The sequence below is a fragment of the Streptomyces sp. NPDC059355 genome, from assembly GCF_042752335.1.
GTDB lineage: Bacteria > Actinomycetota > Actinomycetes > Streptomycetales > Streptomycetaceae > Streptomyces.
In genome coordinates, this window is record NZ_JBHYXN010000057.1 from 1 (window position 1) to 16,253 (window position 16,253).

At 70.6% G+C, this 16,253-nt stretch carries 13 protein-coding genes; 9 read left to right on the plus strand and 4 right to left on the minus strand.

Annotated features, from left to right (window positions below; all coding sequences use genetic code 11):
- Window positions 1-2,473 precede the first annotated feature (2,473 nt).
- Window positions 2,474-3,283 carry a hypothetical protein gene (locus ACFXGI_RS34540; RefSeq protein ID WP_384715607.1) on the minus strand — a complete coding sequence of 270 codons (810 nt, stop codon included), beginning with the start codon at window positions 3,281-3,283 and terminating at the stop codon, window positions 2,474-2,476.
- Between the two features lie 1,123 nt (window positions 3,284-4,406).
- Window positions 4,407-5,156: a GntR family transcriptional regulator gene (locus tag ACFXGI_RS34545; RefSeq protein WP_384715610.1), complete on the minus strand. Its 750-nt coding sequence runs from the start codon at window positions 5,154-5,156 to the stop codon at window positions 4,407-4,409.
- A 516-nt stretch (window positions 5,157-5,672) separates the two neighbouring features.
- Here ACFXGI_RS34545 and ACFXGI_RS34550 point away from each other — a divergent pair.
- The 7 genes from ACFXGI_RS34550 to ACFXGI_RS34580 all read left to right on the plus strand — a co-directional run bounded on the left by ACFXGI_RS34550 (window position 5,673) and on the right by ACFXGI_RS34580 (window position 11,711).
- A complete protein-coding gene (locus ACFXGI_RS34550) occupies window positions 5,673-6,161 on the plus strand; it encodes a hypothetical protein (RefSeq protein WP_384715613.1) in 489 nt (162 codons plus the stop codon).
- A gap of 3 nt (window positions 6,162-6,164) precedes the next feature.
- The gene (locus ACFXGI_RS34555) at window positions 6,165-6,689 is read left to right on the plus strand and encodes a hypothetical protein (RefSeq protein WP_384715616.1); all 525 of its coding nucleotides are present in this window, start codon (window positions 6,165-6,167) and stop codon (window positions 6,687-6,689) included.
- On the plus strand, window positions 6,686-8,857 hold the full coding sequence (locus tag ACFXGI_RS34560; protein ID WP_384715619.1) for a hypothetical protein: 2,172 nt from the start codon (window positions 6,686-6,688) through the stop codon (window positions 8,855-8,857). Before ACFXGI_RS34555 ends, ACFXGI_RS34560 begins: the two co-directional genes overlap by 4 nt.
- Window positions 8,858-9,125: 268 nt before the next feature.
- On the plus strand, window positions 9,126-9,305 hold the full coding sequence (locus ACFXGI_RS34565; RefSeq protein WP_384715622.1) for a hypothetical protein: 180 nt from the start codon (window positions 9,126-9,128) through the stop codon (window positions 9,303-9,305).
- Window positions 9,306-9,432: 127 nt separating this feature from the next.
- A complete protein-coding gene (locus tag ACFXGI_RS34570) occupies window positions 9,433-9,600 on the plus strand; it encodes a hypothetical protein (RefSeq protein WP_384715625.1) in 168 nt (55 codons plus the stop codon).
- A gap of 106 nt (window positions 9,601-9,706) precedes the next feature.
- A complete protein-coding gene (locus ACFXGI_RS34575; RefSeq protein WP_384715628.1) occupies window positions 9,707-9,916 on the plus strand; it encodes a hypothetical protein in 210 nt (69 codons plus the stop codon).
- Between the two features lie 124 nt (window positions 9,917-10,040).
- Window positions 10,041-11,711 carry a DUF2637 domain-containing protein gene (locus tag ACFXGI_RS34580; RefSeq protein WP_384715631.1) on the plus strand — a complete coding sequence of 557 codons (1,671 nt, stop codon included), beginning with the start codon at window positions 10,041-10,043 and terminating at the stop codon, window positions 11,709-11,711.
- A gap of 178 nt (window positions 11,712-11,889) precedes the next feature.
- On the opposite strand, the gene ACFXGI_RS34585 is transcribed toward ACFXGI_RS34580, so the two are convergent.
- Both ACFXGI_RS34585 and ACFXGI_RS34590 read right to left on the minus strand, forming a co-directional pair.
- The gene (locus tag ACFXGI_RS34585; protein WP_384715633.1) at window positions 11,890-12,645 is read right to left on the minus strand and encodes a hypothetical protein; all 756 of its coding nucleotides are present in this window, start codon (window positions 12,643-12,645) and stop codon (window positions 11,890-11,892) included.
- Window positions 12,645-13,379: a ParA family protein gene (locus ACFXGI_RS34590; protein WP_384715635.1), complete on the minus strand. Its 735-nt coding sequence runs from the start codon at window positions 13,377-13,379 to the stop codon at window positions 12,645-12,647. Before ACFXGI_RS34590 ends, ACFXGI_RS34585 begins: the two co-directional genes overlap by 1 nt.
- A 1,347-nt stretch (window positions 13,380-14,726) precedes the next feature.
- Between ACFXGI_RS34590 and ACFXGI_RS34595 the strand changes: the two genes are divergently transcribed.
- Window positions 14,727-15,212, plus strand: a complete 486-nt coding sequence (locus ACFXGI_RS34595; RefSeq protein ID WP_384715638.1) for a hypothetical protein — start codon at window positions 14,727-14,729, stop codon at window positions 15,210-15,212.
- Entirely contained in the window at window positions 15,199-16,233 is a 1,035-nt protein-coding gene (locus tag ACFXGI_RS34600) for a helix-turn-helix domain-containing protein (protein WP_384715641.1), read from the plus strand. Before ACFXGI_RS34595 ends, ACFXGI_RS34600 begins: the two co-directional genes overlap by 14 nt.
- The last annotated feature ends 20 nt before the right edge of the window (window positions 16,234-16,253 follow it).

Consider the following 16,253-nt stretch of genomic DNA (forward strand, 5'->3'; position numbering starts at 1 on the left):
ACCCAGAGCGCTGCGCGCTCTGGAAGTGATCCACCGGCGCTGCGCGCCGGTGGCCGGCCCTTCGGGCCGGTGCGGCCTGCGCTTCGCCTTCGGCCGAGTCAGTTCGCTTCGCTCTCTGACCTGCGGGGATTCGCTTCGCTCTTCCCCTTGGCGGGCTGCGCTGCGCTTCGCTCGGGGCGGCCGCTGCGCGGCCCGCGGGGCCTGGGTCGCTGCGCTCCCCTGGCCCTGGGCCCGCTTCGCGGGCAGCTGGCAGCAGCAGGTGCGGGTGCCGTGGGCATGGTCCCCTGGGCCGACTCCTGGGGTTGCATGCCTACGCGGCCCTGACGGCCCGTCTGCGGCCTTGTGGCCTGCGGTAATCCATCCGTGTCAAGCAGGTGTGGAGCGTCTCTCACAGGAGCGTACAGGGCTCCGGAAGTTGGGGCCAGGAGCCAGGAGCCACTGAAACGCACCTATCTGACGCATCATCAGGAATGTATCTCGAAATTCATCTGTCGCTCATTCGAATTCAGATTTCGTTTCTGAATTCCTTGAAACTGAATTCAGTGGCCGTGTTGATAAACCGTGTAGGGGTGAGGATTTGGGGTGCGTTTCGGGAGGAGTGGCTCCCGGCCGGGTGAAGCGGTGGACTGATGTGCGGTCCGGTTCCAGCCCGGTCGGCGGGCCGGACGGCGCTGCCGCGAGACTGGCCGGATGAACGAGCGCCGCCCGCTGGGCACCGGCCCCCGACCCGCCACCAACTTCCCGGCCACGTCCGGACCCCGGGCCCGTCTGGCGGCCGAGCCGGCCGAGATGACTCCGGCCACCGAGGCCACCGGCCGCACTGAACAGTCCGCGGCCGTGCCCGGTCGGCGCATCCTGGGCCCCGGAAGCGCAGCCGCCGATCGTCCACTCACCCACCAGGAACCTCACCGGCCAACTCACCGGTGACTGCGCCCTGGCCGAGAGCGGGGCGGAACGGACACTCCGGCCCAAGATCCCCCAGTGGGCGGCCCGTATCCGGTACTCATGGCACGCGGCCCTCTTCCGTTCTCCGGGGCCGCACCCGGCCCGGCCAGACGTCCACCACGCAGGCCGGAGCCAGTTGGCGGGGCCCCCTGCCGTCACAGCAGGGCCCCGTCACACCCCCGCATCGGGCACCCAGCCCCCGAAACCCGGGGGTCCCCAATCGGCCTGTCTGACCCGTCAACCCTGGCCACAGCCTGACGCCCGCCTGTCCTGACGCGACAGGCCGACAGGCCACCGCCACTGACCACCGGCGAACAACCGGGCCAACGTGACCGCCGTACCCACCGCCGTACCCACCGCCGCGGGACGGCCGCGGGACGGCCTGTACGGCGGTGCCACGGCGGTGGGCACGGCGGTCCGGGTCGCGGTGGTGACTCCCCGCCCGGTACCCGCCCAGAGCGCCGGACGGGAAGCCCTACACGCGCGCCTCGCGCCTGCACGCGCGCCCATGGCGCCGGCGTTCATCGGCCCCACGGCCGTAATGAACCCCCATGTGACAGGCCCCCCGCGACACCTGACGCGGTTACCGGTTACCGGTTGGGCGGACATGGATTCGCGCTGCTCAGAGCCGACCAGGACAACGTTTCGGCCTGTAACCGGTAACCCGTAACCACGTCCAGGTGCGGCACGCGTTGGCCGACTCCACCCAGGCACCGTGCTCGAGTTGGGCGGCCCGGTGGTACTGCTGCCCCCAGAGCGCTCTGGGCACCGGGCCTCACCCGAGCACGCCATATCGGCACGGGCTGCGCCGACCCTAACCACGCTGAACCTCCCCCGCTGCTCCCGGGCCAGCCCAACCCCGGACGCCCGGCGGCTCCACGGCGGTGCCGAACCCCTGTGTGACACCTGGGCCAGGGGCGGGGGTTCGGCAGCCCGCCCGTGGTCAGCCATGTGACAGGACCTCCGTGTGACACCTCCCGGCGGCCCGTGTGACACGCCCGTGTGACTCGGCTCTGACAGCTGACGCTGACAGCCCGCTCGCCGGACAGGACCGCCCCCGCCCCAGGTCAGGCGCCGTCCTGACACGTCAGGTGTCAGCCGGTCCGGAGCCGGGTCAACGCGAGCGTTTCCGCAGGTCGGCCCCGACTCCCGGAATCACGGGAGTCGGGGACCAGGCACCGGAGCCGTGCACACCGAGGGGGAAAGACAGGGGGAATCAAAGGGGGACATATGGGGGGGTACTCCTGGGGGGGAACAAGAGGGGAAACGGTTCCGCGGCCCCGGCCGCATCTCCCCAGGTCAGCCCCCGAATTGCAGCCGGTGACCAGCCAGACTTTCTATCGGGGAGGGGGTGGAGGGCGGGAACGGGAGGGGTGTGCAGGCGGGTGCTGGCGGGGCCGTGAGGAACCGTCAACCAAACATCGTCTGCAACAAAGAGCCACAGGCGCCCCGCTGAGCGACTTTCAGGAACCGATGCGACCGGAGGGGCCGAAACGGGCTGCGAGGCGCTCAGCGGGGCGTACAGCGGCTAGAACGGGGCAGTGGCGGGCTGGTCCTGCGACTGCTGGGCGTAGGCGGCCAACTCCGGGTGCTCCCGGGCCAGCTGCTCGCGCAGCCGGCGGGTCTCCTCCGCCTCGGCGGCCCGCCGGGCACGGAACACCGCGTCCTTGGCCACTTCCCGCTCGGCATGCTCGGCGTAGGCGTCGTCCACCATGGCGTTCCACCGGACCGCGGCCCTGGCCCGCTCGGCCTCGACGGCGTACTCCGTGTCCCTCTGGGCCCGCAGGGGCGCCGTGGCCCGCTCGATCGCCTCGGCCTCGGCCCGGTCGTGGCAGACCCAGCACAGGCCGTCTTCGGGCCGGGTGCCCTTCCCCGTCGCGTCGCAGCCTTCGCCTTCGCAGTCCCACCACACCACGGCCGGGCCTGCCTCCCGGGGACCGGGCACCAGGCCCTGCCGCCGCGCGGCACGGCGCTCCGCCCGGCGCTCCTCGCACTTCGGGCAGACATCCGTCGGCCCCACATGGATCCGGGCACCGTCCTCGCACATCGGGTCCGGGCAGTCCGTGGACGGGCGCACCAGGCCGACCGCCACGCCGACCGCGGAGCCGATGCCCTTGCCGCCCTCGGCCGCGTCCATGGCGTAGCCGTGGTTCCACCACCGCCGCCGCACCCGCTCCGCCAACTGTTCTGCGGTCCGGCCGCCGTCAAGCGCGTCTCGGACCGCCTGCTGGATCGGGTGCAGGTTGTGGCTGTAGCTGGGCAGCAGGGCAGCGAGCTCTAGCGGCCAAGTCGCCGTCACGGTGGTCACCGCTGCCGCTAGCTCGGGGGTGAGCGTCATTCGGGGCACCGCAGAGCCCGTCCCCGCCGCCGACCCCCGCTTCGGCGCTTCGGCGCCGTCGGACGCGGCGGAGCCGCTCGCGCTAGCACGCGCGCTACTACCTGCACTAGCCCTACGGGCGTCACCAGCGGCTCGCGCCGCAGGCGCTTCCTTGTCCTCGGATGGTGACTCAGAAGGTGACTCAGAAGGTTGGGGGACTTGTAGTCCCTGGGGTAGGGACTTGTAGTCCCTGGGGTAGGGACTTGTAGTCCCTACCCCCCTCGCCGGAATGTCTGCTTTGCCCCGGGGACTATCAGTCCCCGGGGCGGGGTCCGGGGAGGTCTTCTTCGGGCGCTTCACGCCCTTGTCCGCCCGCACCTTCTTGGGAGGAGCCGGGACCAGGACCGGCCGATTCTCCGGCGTGAGCGCATGGCGACCCAGGTTCGCGCGCTGCTCATTGATGGACTCCAGCTGCGCGGCACTCCACCACTCGGCGGGGATCATGACCTCCCAGATCACGGGTCGCTGTTCCTTGGGGATGGACAGCCACGTCCGTGACTGGTGCTTGGTCTGGCGGCGCAGGATCCCCCGAGACTCCATCGCGCGACACCTCCGGCCGGCAGTCTTCGCGTCCACCCGCGCAGCCGCGGCCAGGGTGGGGTACGACCGGAAGCAGTTCATCCCGTCGAAATCGCCCTTGACCACCAGGGCCACCAGGATCGCCCGCTCCTCGGCATCGTTGACCGGGGCATGATCGATGGCCCACAGGACCGGATACATGCTCACCGACCCACCCCCGCTCGGGTGGACCTGCCGTCGTGACCGACACCATGTGGTGCCCGGCCTGCTGTTACACGTACGCTCATCAGTGAGCGCACCTCCAACCTCTTGCTGTGATGTTGCGCCTCTCCAGACCAGGGCCGCGAACCCTGGGATGGACCTGTCGAGCCCCGCCGACCGGCGGGGCTCGCTGCGTTGTGCGGCCATGCTCCCGCACCCCGGCTCATGGGGGCCGGGTTATTCACCTTCTGACGGTTCCTCTGGGCAATGCGGCGGGGTCACATATCCGTTCAGTCGCGTGCAAGACCGATGCATGCTTCGAATCTGCACGTGAATTACGGATTTCTCGCATTGCGGTATCGGCTTATTCAGGGTTTTCCGAAGCAGTCCGAGAGTTCAAGGAAGTGGCCCATCGGAGAATGGTTGCTCCTCCGGCAACCTTGACGGCCACTTCCACTACTCGACCGTCGGTCAGGTAAACCGTCCGTACCACCTGAGTCACGATGACTTCCCCGGCGGTGAGACCTAGAGCTGCCTTTTCGGATTCCGTAGCGTAACGAGAGGTAACTTCTTCCAGGACGTGGTCCTGGTCGCTTCCCAGTCGCTCTGCCGCCAGTTCACGAGACCCGCCGGTGGACACCAGTTCCGTCAGTTCCGGCGTGACAGCGATCACGTAAGCCGGGTAGTACGAGCTGCTGACGTGCACGGGCACGCCGTTCCGGCTGACTACACGGCGACGGACATGCACTGGCGTGCCGTGAGCCACATCAAGACGCGGCGCTACCACTTCGTCCGCGCCGACCGTGCCGACCTCCAGGATCTGCGAGGTCTCACCGCCGGCCAAAGCGCTGCCGGTCGTCTCGTGCAGGCGCACCCGGGCCGCGATGTTGTTGCTGATTGGGCCAGCGACAATCGTTCCGACGCCCGCCTTGGGGAGAGTCAGCCCCTCCTGCTTGAGTACGCGAAACGCCCTGTTGGCGGTCGTCTGGGCCACGCCGAAGTGCTCGCTGACCTGCCGCAACGACGGCATGGTCTCGCCCGGCTTAAGCACTCCGTCCTGGATCTGCTTGCGGTAGTACGCGGCGATCTCCGCGTAACCGGCTGTCTCGGGCATTTCAGACCCTTCCTTTGGCTAGTGCCGCACTCCCCGCGAGTGCAGCGGTGCACCTCTGAGGCTAAACCACGCACAGTTACAGCGCTACCACTAGCGCTCTCTATCGCTAGTGGTCTACTGTTTGGCGTGCTGGCGGACCACCCGGAGCGAGAGCAACTGGGGCCTGTCAGCACGCTTATCGACCTGCGTAAACGCTGTTTGACCTGCGTGAACGCAGACTGCCCGGCAGGTCTGGACACCGGCCGGGCAGAGCGGCCCAGGTGTAGCACCTGTGCCGCTGTCGGACCCGACGTGATCACGAGGGAGTACCGACGTGGTGATGGTGACAGAGGTATTACGCAGGTGGCGGGTGCAGCGCGGCGCGTGCCGCGCCGTGGTGCGGACGCGGACGCTTCTGCCGTCCGGGTTCTGCACCACGGCGCGGCACGCGCCGGCCCAGGCGGCGCCGGAGGCGCTGGATCTGGGTGGGGATGAGCTGCGGGTGCGTGCTGGCCTGCGGGCGCTCGGGGTGGAGTTGTGACCGGGCAGGGCGGGATGCCGTCCTGGTGGTCGCAGGGTCCGTATCTGGCCGTGGTGCCGGAACAGCGCGTCGAAGAGCACGACCGTGACGCCTGGTTGAACGAGTTGTGGTCGGACCCGGTGTACGCGCCGGTGGACTCGATTGCGGACCGGGCGTCGTCGGCTGACGATGCGATCGACTGGGAGCGGGTGCGGGCTGCGGTGCGGCGGGTGCGTCCGGTGCGGACGCTGGCCGTGGCCGGTCTGGGCGTGCTGCCGGCTCTTTGGTGGGCGCAGGGCGTCACGGTGCCGCTCGCGGCGCAGGTGTCGGTGGACGCGGCCTGGGCGGCCGGGGTGCTGGGCGCCGGGATTGCCGCGGTGGGCGCGGCGACGGGCGGGCGGGTGCGTCGATGGGTGTCTGCGGCGCTGCTGGTGGCCGCTGTGGGCGGAACGTTGATCGCCGGACCGACCCGTCACCTGGTGGCGGCCTGGATCGTGGGGGCCTGACCGATGGATCTGATCACGTTCACGCACGTCGTGACCCGGGCCGGGGCTGCGTTCGGGTTCTCCCTCGCCGTGGTCACGGCGATGTGGGTCTACTACTCCAAGGGCCGCAGCCTGAAGGCGCTCAAGAAGCGCAAGGTGTGGCTCCCGTGGGGCGGCGCCGCCCTGACCATGGTCATGGCCTCGGCGGTGACCGGCGGTCTGCTCGGGCAGATCAGCGGCGGGTTCACCGGCACCGGCAACGAACTCGGGCAGAACATCGGGGATGTCGCGGTCGGGCAGTCCGGGGCCGGCGCGGTCCCGCTCTCCACCGGCGAGGTGTTGTCCTACTCCGGTTCCTGGCTCGCGTTCTGCATGATCATCGGCCTGGCCCTGTTCATCTGGTTCGCCAAGGGCTGGGAGGAGCGCGGCCTGGCCCTGTCCGGCGCACTGACCGGTGCCACCTGGGGGATCACGGCCGCGATCGGCGGCTGGGCTTCGATGCTGGGTGTCCCGCTGCTGTCGTGGCTCGGGGAGGTGCTGATCGGATGAGCCAGCGCCCCGCCCGCCGGACGCGGTCCGGCGCCCGTCACCTGGCCCTGTTCCTCGCCCACTGGGCGGGCGGGCACACCGTATCCAACGAGGAACTGTTCCGCCGGATCATCAAGCAGCGCGCCGAGGCCCACCAGGAGGCTCTGGAAGAGCACCGCCGCTTGGTCCTCAAGGCGCGCAAGAAGGCGACCAAGCTGCACCGGATTGCCGAGGAGGACGGCGGCCTGACCCCGGCCGCCAAGGCCGAACTCAAGGCGGCCACCAAGGAGGCGGAGCGGCACACCGCCGCGCTGCGCGCCCTGGGCGAGTTCACCGTGCCCGCCCTGGACCCCGGTCAGGTGCGCCACCGGCGCCGCCGGATCGCCGCTGCACGGTGCGCGGTCCTGGCGGCCCCGGCCGCCGGGATCACCGCCGCCACGGTGGCCGGCGCGTGGTGGACCGGGCCGACCGCCGCCGTGCTGGGCGTGCTCACCTCCTGGGCGCGCGGCCTGCAGGCGTTCGACCTGACCGTGCGCCCCGTCCCGGCCGACCTGATCGCCGAGACCCCGATGGTCCTTGCCGTCCCGGGCGCTGCCCCCGCTCCGGTCGTGGCCCCGGTCGTGGCTGCGGCGGCCGGCCTTCCGTCGGTACCGCCCATGCCCGCTACCGCCCCCGTCACGGCCGCTCCGGGCGGGACGGGCACGGGGGTGGAGGGCGGGCAGGACCTGGTGCTGGCCCTGTCCCGGGCGCTGGGCGCGTGCCGGGTGATTCCGCGCGGCACCCAGGTCACGCTCCTGGCCGTGCCGGAGGTCACCGCCCAGCGGTGGACGGCCGTGGTCCGCCTCCCGGATGACACCGGCGCCACGGTGGACCACGTGGTGGCCGCCCGGAAGAACCTGGGCGGGGAACTCGGGCTGGACCGGGCACGCCTGCACGTCGAGCAGGTGGCTGGCGCGGACGACAAGACGCTCAGGGTCAGTGGCTTCACCGTGGACCCGTTCGCCCAGCCGATGCTGTGCACGGCGCAGATGCTCGGCGGGGTCGACGTGTGGGAGCAGGGCATCCCGGTGGCGTTCGACGCGTTCGGGCGGCTGCTGTACCTGCGGCTGCGGGATGTGTCGATCCTGCTGGGCGGCTCCTCCCGCTCCGGCAAGGGCGCCGTCCTGCGCCTGATCATCGCCGGGTGCCTGCTGGACGCCCGGGTGCGCCTGCACTTGGCGGACGGCAAGTACCCCGGCCAGCACCGGTGGAAGGGCCTGACTGACTCCTACATCTACGACCCCGACAAGCGCGCCAAGCAGCTCGCCAAGCGCCTCGAATCCCTGGTGGCGGAGATGGGCGAGCGGGCCGGCCGTCTGGCCGCCATCGGGGTGGAATCGCTCGCAGAGCGCCCCGACCTGGTCGGCACCGAAGGCCTGACCCTCGAAGTGGTCGTAGTGGACGAGGTGTCCGCGTTCACGCTGGACGCGAAGTACGGCAAGCGCATCACCAAGGCGCTGATCGAGCTGGCGGCCCGCGGGCTGGCGTTCGGGATCGTGCTCATCCTGGCCACGCAACTGTCCACCGCCGGGGTACTTGACCGGCTGGTCACCTCGAACGTCGTGTGGCGGTGGTGCATGTACGCCACCGGCGCCGACGAGTCGAACACCATCCTCGGCAAGGGCATGGCCGGGCGCGGCTACTCCGCGCACCTCTTGGACCCCGAACAGCGCGGCTCCGGCCTGCTGCTGGCCGAGGGCCGCATCTCCACCGTCCGGTCCCTGTGGCTGGACGGGGCCGACATGGCGGCCGTCCAGGACATGGTCCGCGCGCTGCGCGCCAAGCCCCCCACCCCGCCGCTGGCAGCAGTTCCGGCGCAGGCACCGAGCCCGACGGCCGTCCCGGCCCCGGCCGCGGTGGCCGCGCCGGAGGCCGACTGGTCGGTCCTGGACGGCTGGCTCGAGCAGGCGGCACCCCCCGTACCCGGGCCTGCGCCGGTGGCGGCCGGAGCGCTCCAGCGGGCCCGCGCGTTCGACGTCATCCGGGACGCCGGCCCTGACGGCATCAAGCGCGCCGCCGTCGCCGACGCGGTCGGCGTCCCCGCGACCACGGTCGGCGGGTGGCTGCGGGAGTGGACCGACATGGGCGTCGTCGAGGCCATCGGCCGCCCCCCGCACACCCGCTACGCCGCTACAGACGGCCGCCAGTAGCCGTCCGTAGAGCGCGTTTTCTACAGACGAGTGCAGGTCAGAGCGCTGTACCCCTACTGACGAGGGGGCGTCGGTAGCCGTTCGCCAGTAGCTCGTCAGTAGCCGCACCACCGTCTGCCCGCTGCCCGCCCGCCCCCGCGTCGCACGCCCGGGGGCGGGTCGAGGGGAGCCGCCAGACGGCCCCAGACACAGCCGAGCGCCCCCGATCAACTTGGCGGAAGAGCAAGGGGCGCCCGGTTCCATCCCTCACGAGAGACGGAGCCACATCATGGCATTCCGCAAGACGATCTCCCAGAGCGAGCTGGCCGAGGGCCAGAGCGACGCCGACCGCGAGCGCCACGCCACCGAGTACAGCGCGTCGCGCGGCGGCTGGTTCAAGGCCGAGGCCAAGCCGGAGCCGGGCCAGGACAACGACAGCAGCGGTGGCCGCCGGTGGGGTCGGCGATGAGCCGGGCGACCGCGCCCAGGTGCCACGGCCGGCGCATGAAGAGCGACACGTCGGGCCGGGAGTACCGGTGCCTGCGCTGCGGGGCCTGGACGATCCGGCTCCTGGCCCTGCTCCTCGGGGGTGCGTGATGGGAGACGCCGAGCGCCAGGCCGCCGCGGCCGCCATGGAAGCCGCCCGCGCCGCCAACGCCCAGGCCATACAGCAGGCCCAGCATTCGGCCGACGTACTGAACGCCGCGAACAACGCGGCCGCCGCCCTTGCCGCGGACGTCTCGGCCCACCTGTCCGGCAACTGACCGGCCGGCGTTCCGACTGCGGAAGAGCACCCGCCCGGCGGGCAATGCCACCGCGCCCACCCCACCCGGACCGGCTCCCGGTCCCCACCGACGAGAGGACATCACCGTGTACGACCAGGACGCCAACGCCCGCCAGCTGCTGGCCGCCAGCCTCGACATCCGGGCCACCCGCGCCGACGAGGAGGTCAAGATGCACGAGGAAGCCGCCGCCGACGTGTGCCGCGGCGCCGACCAGCGGGCCCTGGCCCGCGAACGCGCCGACCGCGCCCGCCAGAAGGCCGCCAAGCTGCGTGCCCGTGCCGCGGCTCTCGACTGACGGCCGCCCCCTCGGGCTGCGGGAAGGCGCCCCACGAGGATGGGCAGCGCCACCGCGGCACCAGCACCACCCGGGCGGGACTCCGGTCCCGCCCGGCCCCGGCATCCTCAGCAGAAGGAGAGACATGACGACCACCATCGAGCCGGACACCGTCCCGGCTCCGGTGACAGGCCCGGCCTCGCCGGTGCCCGATCCGCCCGCCTCCGCCGAACCGGGCTCCGTTCCGGTGAGCGCGGATACGGTTCCGGTGAAGGCGCCTGCCGCTCCGCCGGTGGCGAAGGACCGTTCCGCCGCCGCGATGCGCGCGGTCGTGATCGGCTCCACGCTCGGCGGTCTGGTGATCGCCTCCATCGGGTTCGCCGGTTCGTACACCGCCGTGCGCGCCCTGGCCGAAGCGAAGGGATTCGGGGCGGTTGCGCCCTGGTTCCCGATCGGCGTCGATGCGGGAATCATCGTGATGTACGGCCTGGACCTGGTCCTGGCCTGGCGGCGCACCCCCAAGCCGGGCCTGCGGTTCATCGCGCATCTGCTCACGTTCGCGACGATCGCCTTCAACGCCGTCTCGGGCGAGAAGGGGATCGTGGAGGACCCGGTGGCGGCCGGCATGCACGCGGTGATGCCGGTCCTGTTCGTGGCCACGGTGGAAGCGGCCCGCGCTCTGGTCATCAAGACCGCCCGGGTGCGCCTGGGTATCGAGTCCGACCAGGTACCGCTGCACCGGTGGGTGCTCGCTCCCTTGGCCACCCCAGCTCTGTACCGGCGCATGAAGCTGTGGGGCATCACCTCGTACGCGCAGATGGTGGCCATGGAGAAGGAGCGCACCGTCTACCGGGCGTGGCTCCAGCACAAGCACGGCCGGGCCTGGAAGAAGGCGGCCGGCGCCGAGGCGCTGCTGCCGTTCACGATGGCTCCGTTCGGCCTGAGCGTCGATCAGGCGCTGGCCCTGCCCCAGGAGCAGAAGGCGGCCGAGGACGCGCGGAAGGCGGCCGAGGCCGCCGGTCAGGCCGAGGCCGCCGAGCGAGAGGAGCAGCGCGCACTCGACGCGGAGGAGCGGAGGGCCGCAGCCAAGGTACGGCGCATGGAAATCGGCGCAACGGTGACCACGGCGGAGCACCGGATCGGGGCGGAGACGACCGCGGCCGGAGCGGAGGCCCGCGCGGCCGAGGCGGCAGCCAAGGCGCAGGCACAGGCCGCGGAGGCGACCGCAGCGGCGGAGGCCGAGGCTGCCGCGCACGCCGCGCAGCTTGCGGCGGAGGCCGCCCGCCGGAAGGCGGAGCGCACCGCGAGTGAGGCGGAGCGCACCGCCGAGCGCGAGGAGGAGGCCGAACGGAGCGCGGCTGAGGCCGAGTTTCAGGCCCGCGCCGAGGCGGCCCGGCGGAGCGCCGCCGAGGACCGGCGGAAGGCGGCGTTCGAAACGGCGGAGGCCGATGCGGTGGAGCGAAAGGCTGCCGAGGACCGCCGGGCGGTCGCCGAGGCTGACCGGCTTGGGAAGGAGGCGCGCGCGGATGCGGCCGCTCTGGCGGAGCGGGAGGCGAACGCCGCCCGCTTCACCGCCGTCCACCGTGAGGCCACCGCTCGTGCCGAGCTGGCCGCGCAGGAGGCTGAGGACGCCGCCCGCCTGTCTGCCCGCGAGAGGGCGGAGCGGAAGGTGGCCCGGATGATTCTCGCCGCCGGCGGCGACCAGAAGGTCGTCCCGCTCGCGGATGTCGAGACGCTCCTGGGCGTGGGCCGTACCGTCGCGAGCGAGCGCCGGCAGGCGGCCGCCGAGCTCATCGCATCCGGCTACACGGGCTGACCGGCCCCCGTTCCGCCACGCACGGACAAGGCCCGCAGCGCTCGAATCGCTGCGGGCCTTGCTGTTCCATCCCACCACAGGCCGGGGGTCTTCCCCGGAAGCCCCCGGGGTCTTCGCGAGGAAGACCCCGGGTCTTCCCGTCACTTGGACGAAAAGACCCGGGGTCTTCCTGGGGTCTTCACGCGTCCGGCTGCCCGCTCCGCTGGGAGATCTCTGCACTGAGCGCGGTCAGCTCGCGCATCAGCTCGCTGCACGCCTCCAGGGCCCGGTCCGGGTCGCTGGTGCTCAGTCGGCGCAGGGCGGCGAGGCTGAGCCTGGCCGGGTCGATCGCGGCGGCCGACGGCCGAGGCTGGGACTCGACCTCGACCTTGAAGCCGAGCATGACGGCCGCCTTCAAGAACCCCTGATAGGTGAGGTCGCCTGCCTCCTCTGCCGCAACCCAGCAGGCGCGGGTGGCGTCGTCACCGTGATCGCGCTGCACCGACACCAGCGGCCGCAACGGCTTCTCCTGGAGCTGGCGCTTGGTCACCGGCGCCAGTGCCCGCACGACCGGGCCGATCCGGATGACCTTGTTCATGTAGTCGGCGCCGTGGCCGTTGAGGGCCTTGCCCCACGCGTCGAAGGAGCCCAGGCCGCTGTCTTCCCAGAGCCGTTCCTCACGGACAAGCTCATAGGCGCCGCTGACCATGAGGAGGTACTGCTGCTGGATCGCCTCAGTCGCCGTCTGCGCCCACGCATCGGCGCACGTGATGGCGCCCTGGCAGTGCGCCAGCCGCTCCGCACGGTCCTGACTCGCCGGCATGCGGAACACCGGGATCTGGGGTTCGGCCTCCCGGCGGACCTGCGGCTGGACGGTCTGCTTCTCCGGTGCCACCCCGGTGCCCACCGCGGTCCTGCTGAACTGCTCGGCGATGCTCGTGCGTGTCCCCGCCATCAGACGCCCGCCTCGATCTCGTCCAGCCGGCCGCTCGCGCCCCGCAGCCCGTGCTCCAGGGCGAAGCGGTAGAAGTCCTCCCGGGCCTGAAGCTCGACCCGGTTGTTGTTGTACTGGGTGACCACGCGCGTCGCGTTGGTGTGCACGCGGTACCGGCGGATGACCGTCCGCGCGACCGGCCAGCCGTGGCTCTCGCAGAACGCACGGGTGCCATCCACGTACGCCTGGCCCTCGGCCGGCGGCCAGTTGTTGATGACCACCTGGTAGGACAGCCCGCGGGGCTTCAGGACCCACTCGATCGTCTGCCACGTCGGCTCGAAGGAGTCGGGCTCGGTCAGGATCGGCACGATGACGTCGTTCGCCTGCTCCAGGAGCGCGGTCAGGAGCCGACCGTACCGGTCGTCACCGAGCGGGTCTTCACCGGCCTCGTACTGCTCCGGGGTGATCTCGGCCCATCCCGGGGTGTCCACGAAGATGTGGCTGTACGGGAGCTTCTTGAGGAGCTGGATGTTCTCCAGGTCGCCGGAGATGTCGAGGACGTCGAAGGGCTGGTCGACCAGCCGTGCCGCCCGCCACAGGGACGTGCCCTGAGGGTCGGCAGACGCGACCGCGACCGAGGGGGATCCGTCACCCCGTGGACCCGCCACATCGGCGCAGACCGCGCCCAGGTTCAGGGAGATCAGCGATTTCCCCACGCCGCCCTTGCGGTTCGCGACCACATGGATCTTTGCCATTGAAGGCCTTCCGTTCGCTTCACCGGCCCGCGAGCGGACCGGCTACTTCGGTGTGCATAAGCAGTCTGTCCCATAAGCCTCGTCTGGTTGAGCAGCCCCGCCCTAGACACAGGTCTTACCGTCCGAAAAGGGTGAAAAATGGCTCCGTCGGAGGCCACATGGACTGGCAGGACATCGGTGCGCGCGGGGCGGAGCTGCAGGCGCAGGCTGTCGACGGGCCGTCATCACCCCGCCGACGGCGCCGGAAGGGCTCCGCGCCCGCACCCGGTGGTGGGGCTGCGGGATACCGGCTACGTGGAGATCGGCTTCCGACCCGCCGTCATGGGAACGCCCCGCGAGCGCACTTTGATGACCGGCTTTGAGCGGGCGCCAGGTCTGCGTCATGAACGACTTCTGCGTGCTCACGAGAACCGTCCCGGATGGGACGAAAGTGAGGGGCGCCGACCCTGATGCGAACTCATAATCGAAATAGGGAACTATCGTTCGATTCGAGTGGCCCGAATGTGCCACGCAGGCGGGTGACCTCGATCACAGATGGCGTTTCGTGTGAGAGGTGGACTGCCGGTTGTTCACAGATGACGACCGGCAGAGGGTGAACCTGGATGAAGCGGGCGAAGCGCTTGTTTCGCGAAGGGGGTCTGGCGGAACGTTTTAGGCCCCCCGCCGAAGCGGGGGGCCTTCAAGGTGCACTCAGGCCATGAGATGCCTCTTGTATTGCGGTCAGTTGGAGCTGAACCGCGTCCCCATGGTGGCGTGCCGCGGGGGGTCATGTATCGCGATTCGCGGCTTGCTGAGCAGGACGTCACGCAAGCCTGAAGAACCACAACAACTCAACAATACCTCTGAGCTGGGATTCTTCCCTCGCGAGAGTGGTCTCGGCTGGTCAATTCTGCGGGTTTCTTCGTTACTCCGTAGGCCTGACGGCGCTCAAGAGGCGATCCGTAGGCCTGGAATGCCCGCGGCCGCTTCTACCAGATCGGCGTTCTTCATGTCGTAAGTGGGACCCGCGTGTCGTGGTGGGGCGGGTTGTTCACGAGTTCACAACCTCGTGAGCAGAGGTTGTCCCCGTGTCCTGGTGAGGACCCCATGGGGCAGACTGATTACCGCGCGCGGAAGCCTCGGAGGACCACAGTCCTCCACCCCGGCGGACAGGAGTTGGAGCTCCTGTAAGTCGGGCCTGTGGCCAGGTTCGCAGCAACTGAATATGCACTCAGGCCGAGTTACACCCCCGGCACGGAAGCCACCCGTGCGAGGGCTGAGCGAGGGCGCCCCCACTTTGGGGGCGCCCTCGCTCACATCCACCCTCTAACCGAGCGGGCACAAAGAGCCCCTCGCACAGGAGTTGAGATGTCTCACCCGAAGAAGCGCCGACGCGCCGTCATGGCCGCCGCCGCGGCGAAAGCAACCGGCACCGCAGCGGGCTTCACCGCCCACGCGCTCGGAGCCGACCCCGAAACGAGCATGACGATCGGCGCCGTCGTCGCGGGAGCCGTCGGCGACGTCCTTCTGCAGTACGTCGCCAACGCCGACGACCCGGCAGTCGAGCCCGCCAGGCCGCCCCTCGAGCCCGCAGAAGCAGGCAACGCCTCCGAAGCCACCGCGGGAATCCGCCCCCGCGAGCACCGTCGCGGCCACCGTGGATACGCGCGATGCGTGCAGCGCCACGGGACGCCGGTCACTATGGCGCAGCCTGCACCTTCCCCGCGCCCGGCGGCCGAGCCCCGGCACGCCGGCCACCGGCACCTGCACCGGGGAGCCCAGAGGTTCGTGCGGCGCCTGCACGAGCGTGACGCCGGCCTCCAGGAGGTGGAGGGACGTCGTGGCGCGTCCTGAGAATGAGATCTCCCCGGACGTGCCGATGGAGGTGGCGGAGCTCGCCCGCGAACTGCGGGCGCTCCGGCGCCGCAGCAACTTGACCTACAAGGAGCTGGCCTCCACGTCGCACTACTCCGCTGCGGCCCTGTCCACGGCGGCATCCGGAAAGAACGTGCCGAAGTGGGAGATGGTCGAGGCCTTCGTCCGCGGGTGCGGCTACAACGGTGATCTGCGGACGTGGCGGACCATCCACCGCAACGCGCTTGCCCGCGTGGCTGGCGAGGAAGCACGCAGGAACGTGAACCTGGCCGGCGCCGAGGTGCTCGTGATCCAGCAGGCGGAGCCGGAGGACCGCGAGAAGAACGAGGGCAACGCGCTGGTCAGGTCCCGCTCCCGACGGGCGCGGGCGGCCCTTGATTCCTCCACACCCATACCGGCTCCGCCCGACGGCCTGCTCGCCCTCGTACAGCAGTTCATGGAGGCGCACCAGAACGACGAGCTGCAGCGGGTGACCAGCCCGACGGTGGACCGCATGCACACGGCCCTGGCCCTGTGTACGACCCCCAAGGACGTCCTGTCCGTGATGCGTGAGCTGGTCGCGGACAGGGGACTGACCCTCAGGGATCTGGAGAAGCGGAGCCGGCGCTCGTACCCGATCTCCGGCGCGACCTTTTCACACGTCCTCAACGGGGACGAGCTGCCCACCACAGAGTGGCTGCACATCTTCCTCATGGCCTGCGGCTTGGAGGAGGAGCGCACCCTGATCTGGCACCACACGGTGACACGCATCAAGATTGCGAACCTTCGGCATCGCCAGACCCCGCCGCCGATGCCGGAGTCTCCTGCCGCCACCGAGCGGACTCTGGTGACTCTGCGCACGTGGCTCACTGTTCTGATCTGTCTCTTCATCGGCGCGGTCACCGGAACGCTGGGCTACCTAAACCTCGAATCCGTACCCCTCGCCGCCGCCGTCGGCGTGAGTTCGGCCTTCGCCGCCCTTCCTCCGCTGCGCTTTCTGATCAGCAATGGCTCCGACTAGCAAGAAAGCGGCGAAGCTTC

Bases quoted from the DNA above. Each gene is read 5' to 3' on its own strand.
- ACFXGI_RS34585 (WP_384715633.1), bottom strand. From the start codon at position 12,645: ATGGCGGGGACACGCACGAGCATCGCCGAGCAGTTCAGCAGGACCGCG.
- ACFXGI_RS34580 (WP_384715631.1), top strand. From the start codon at position 10,041: ATGACGACCACCATCGAGCCGGACACCGTCCCGGCTCCGGTGACAGGC.
- ACFXGI_RS34540 (WP_384715607.1), bottom strand. From the start codon at position 3,283: ATGACGCTCACCCCCGAGCTAGCGGCAGCGGTGACCACCGTGACGGCG.
- ACFXGI_RS34595 (WP_384715638.1), top strand. From the start codon at position 14,727: ATGTCTCACCCGAAGAAGCGCCGACGCGCCGTCATGGCCGCCGCCGCG.
- ACFXGI_RS34545 (WP_384715610.1), bottom strand. From the start codon at position 5,156: ATGCCCGAGACAGCCGGTTACGCGGAGATCGCCGCGTACTACCGCAAG.
- ACFXGI_RS34590 (WP_384715635.1), bottom strand. From the start codon at position 13,379: ATGGCAAAGATCCATGTGGTCGCGAACCGCAAGGGCGGCGTGGGGAAA.
- ACFXGI_RS34555 (WP_384715616.1), top strand. From the start codon at position 6,165: ATGGATCTGATCACGTTCACGCACGTCGTGACCCGGGCCGGGGCTGCG.
- ACFXGI_RS34560 (WP_384715619.1), top strand. From the start codon at position 6,686: ATGAGCCAGCGCCCCGCCCGCCGGACGCGGTCCGGCGCCCGTCACCTG.
- ACFXGI_RS34565 (WP_384715622.1), top strand. From the start codon at position 9,126: ATGGCATTCCGCAAGACGATCTCCCAGAGCGAGCTGGCCGAGGGCCAG.
- ACFXGI_RS34570 (WP_384715625.1), top strand. From the start codon at position 9,433: ATGGGAGACGCCGAGCGCCAGGCCGCCGCGGCCGCCATGGAAGCCGCC.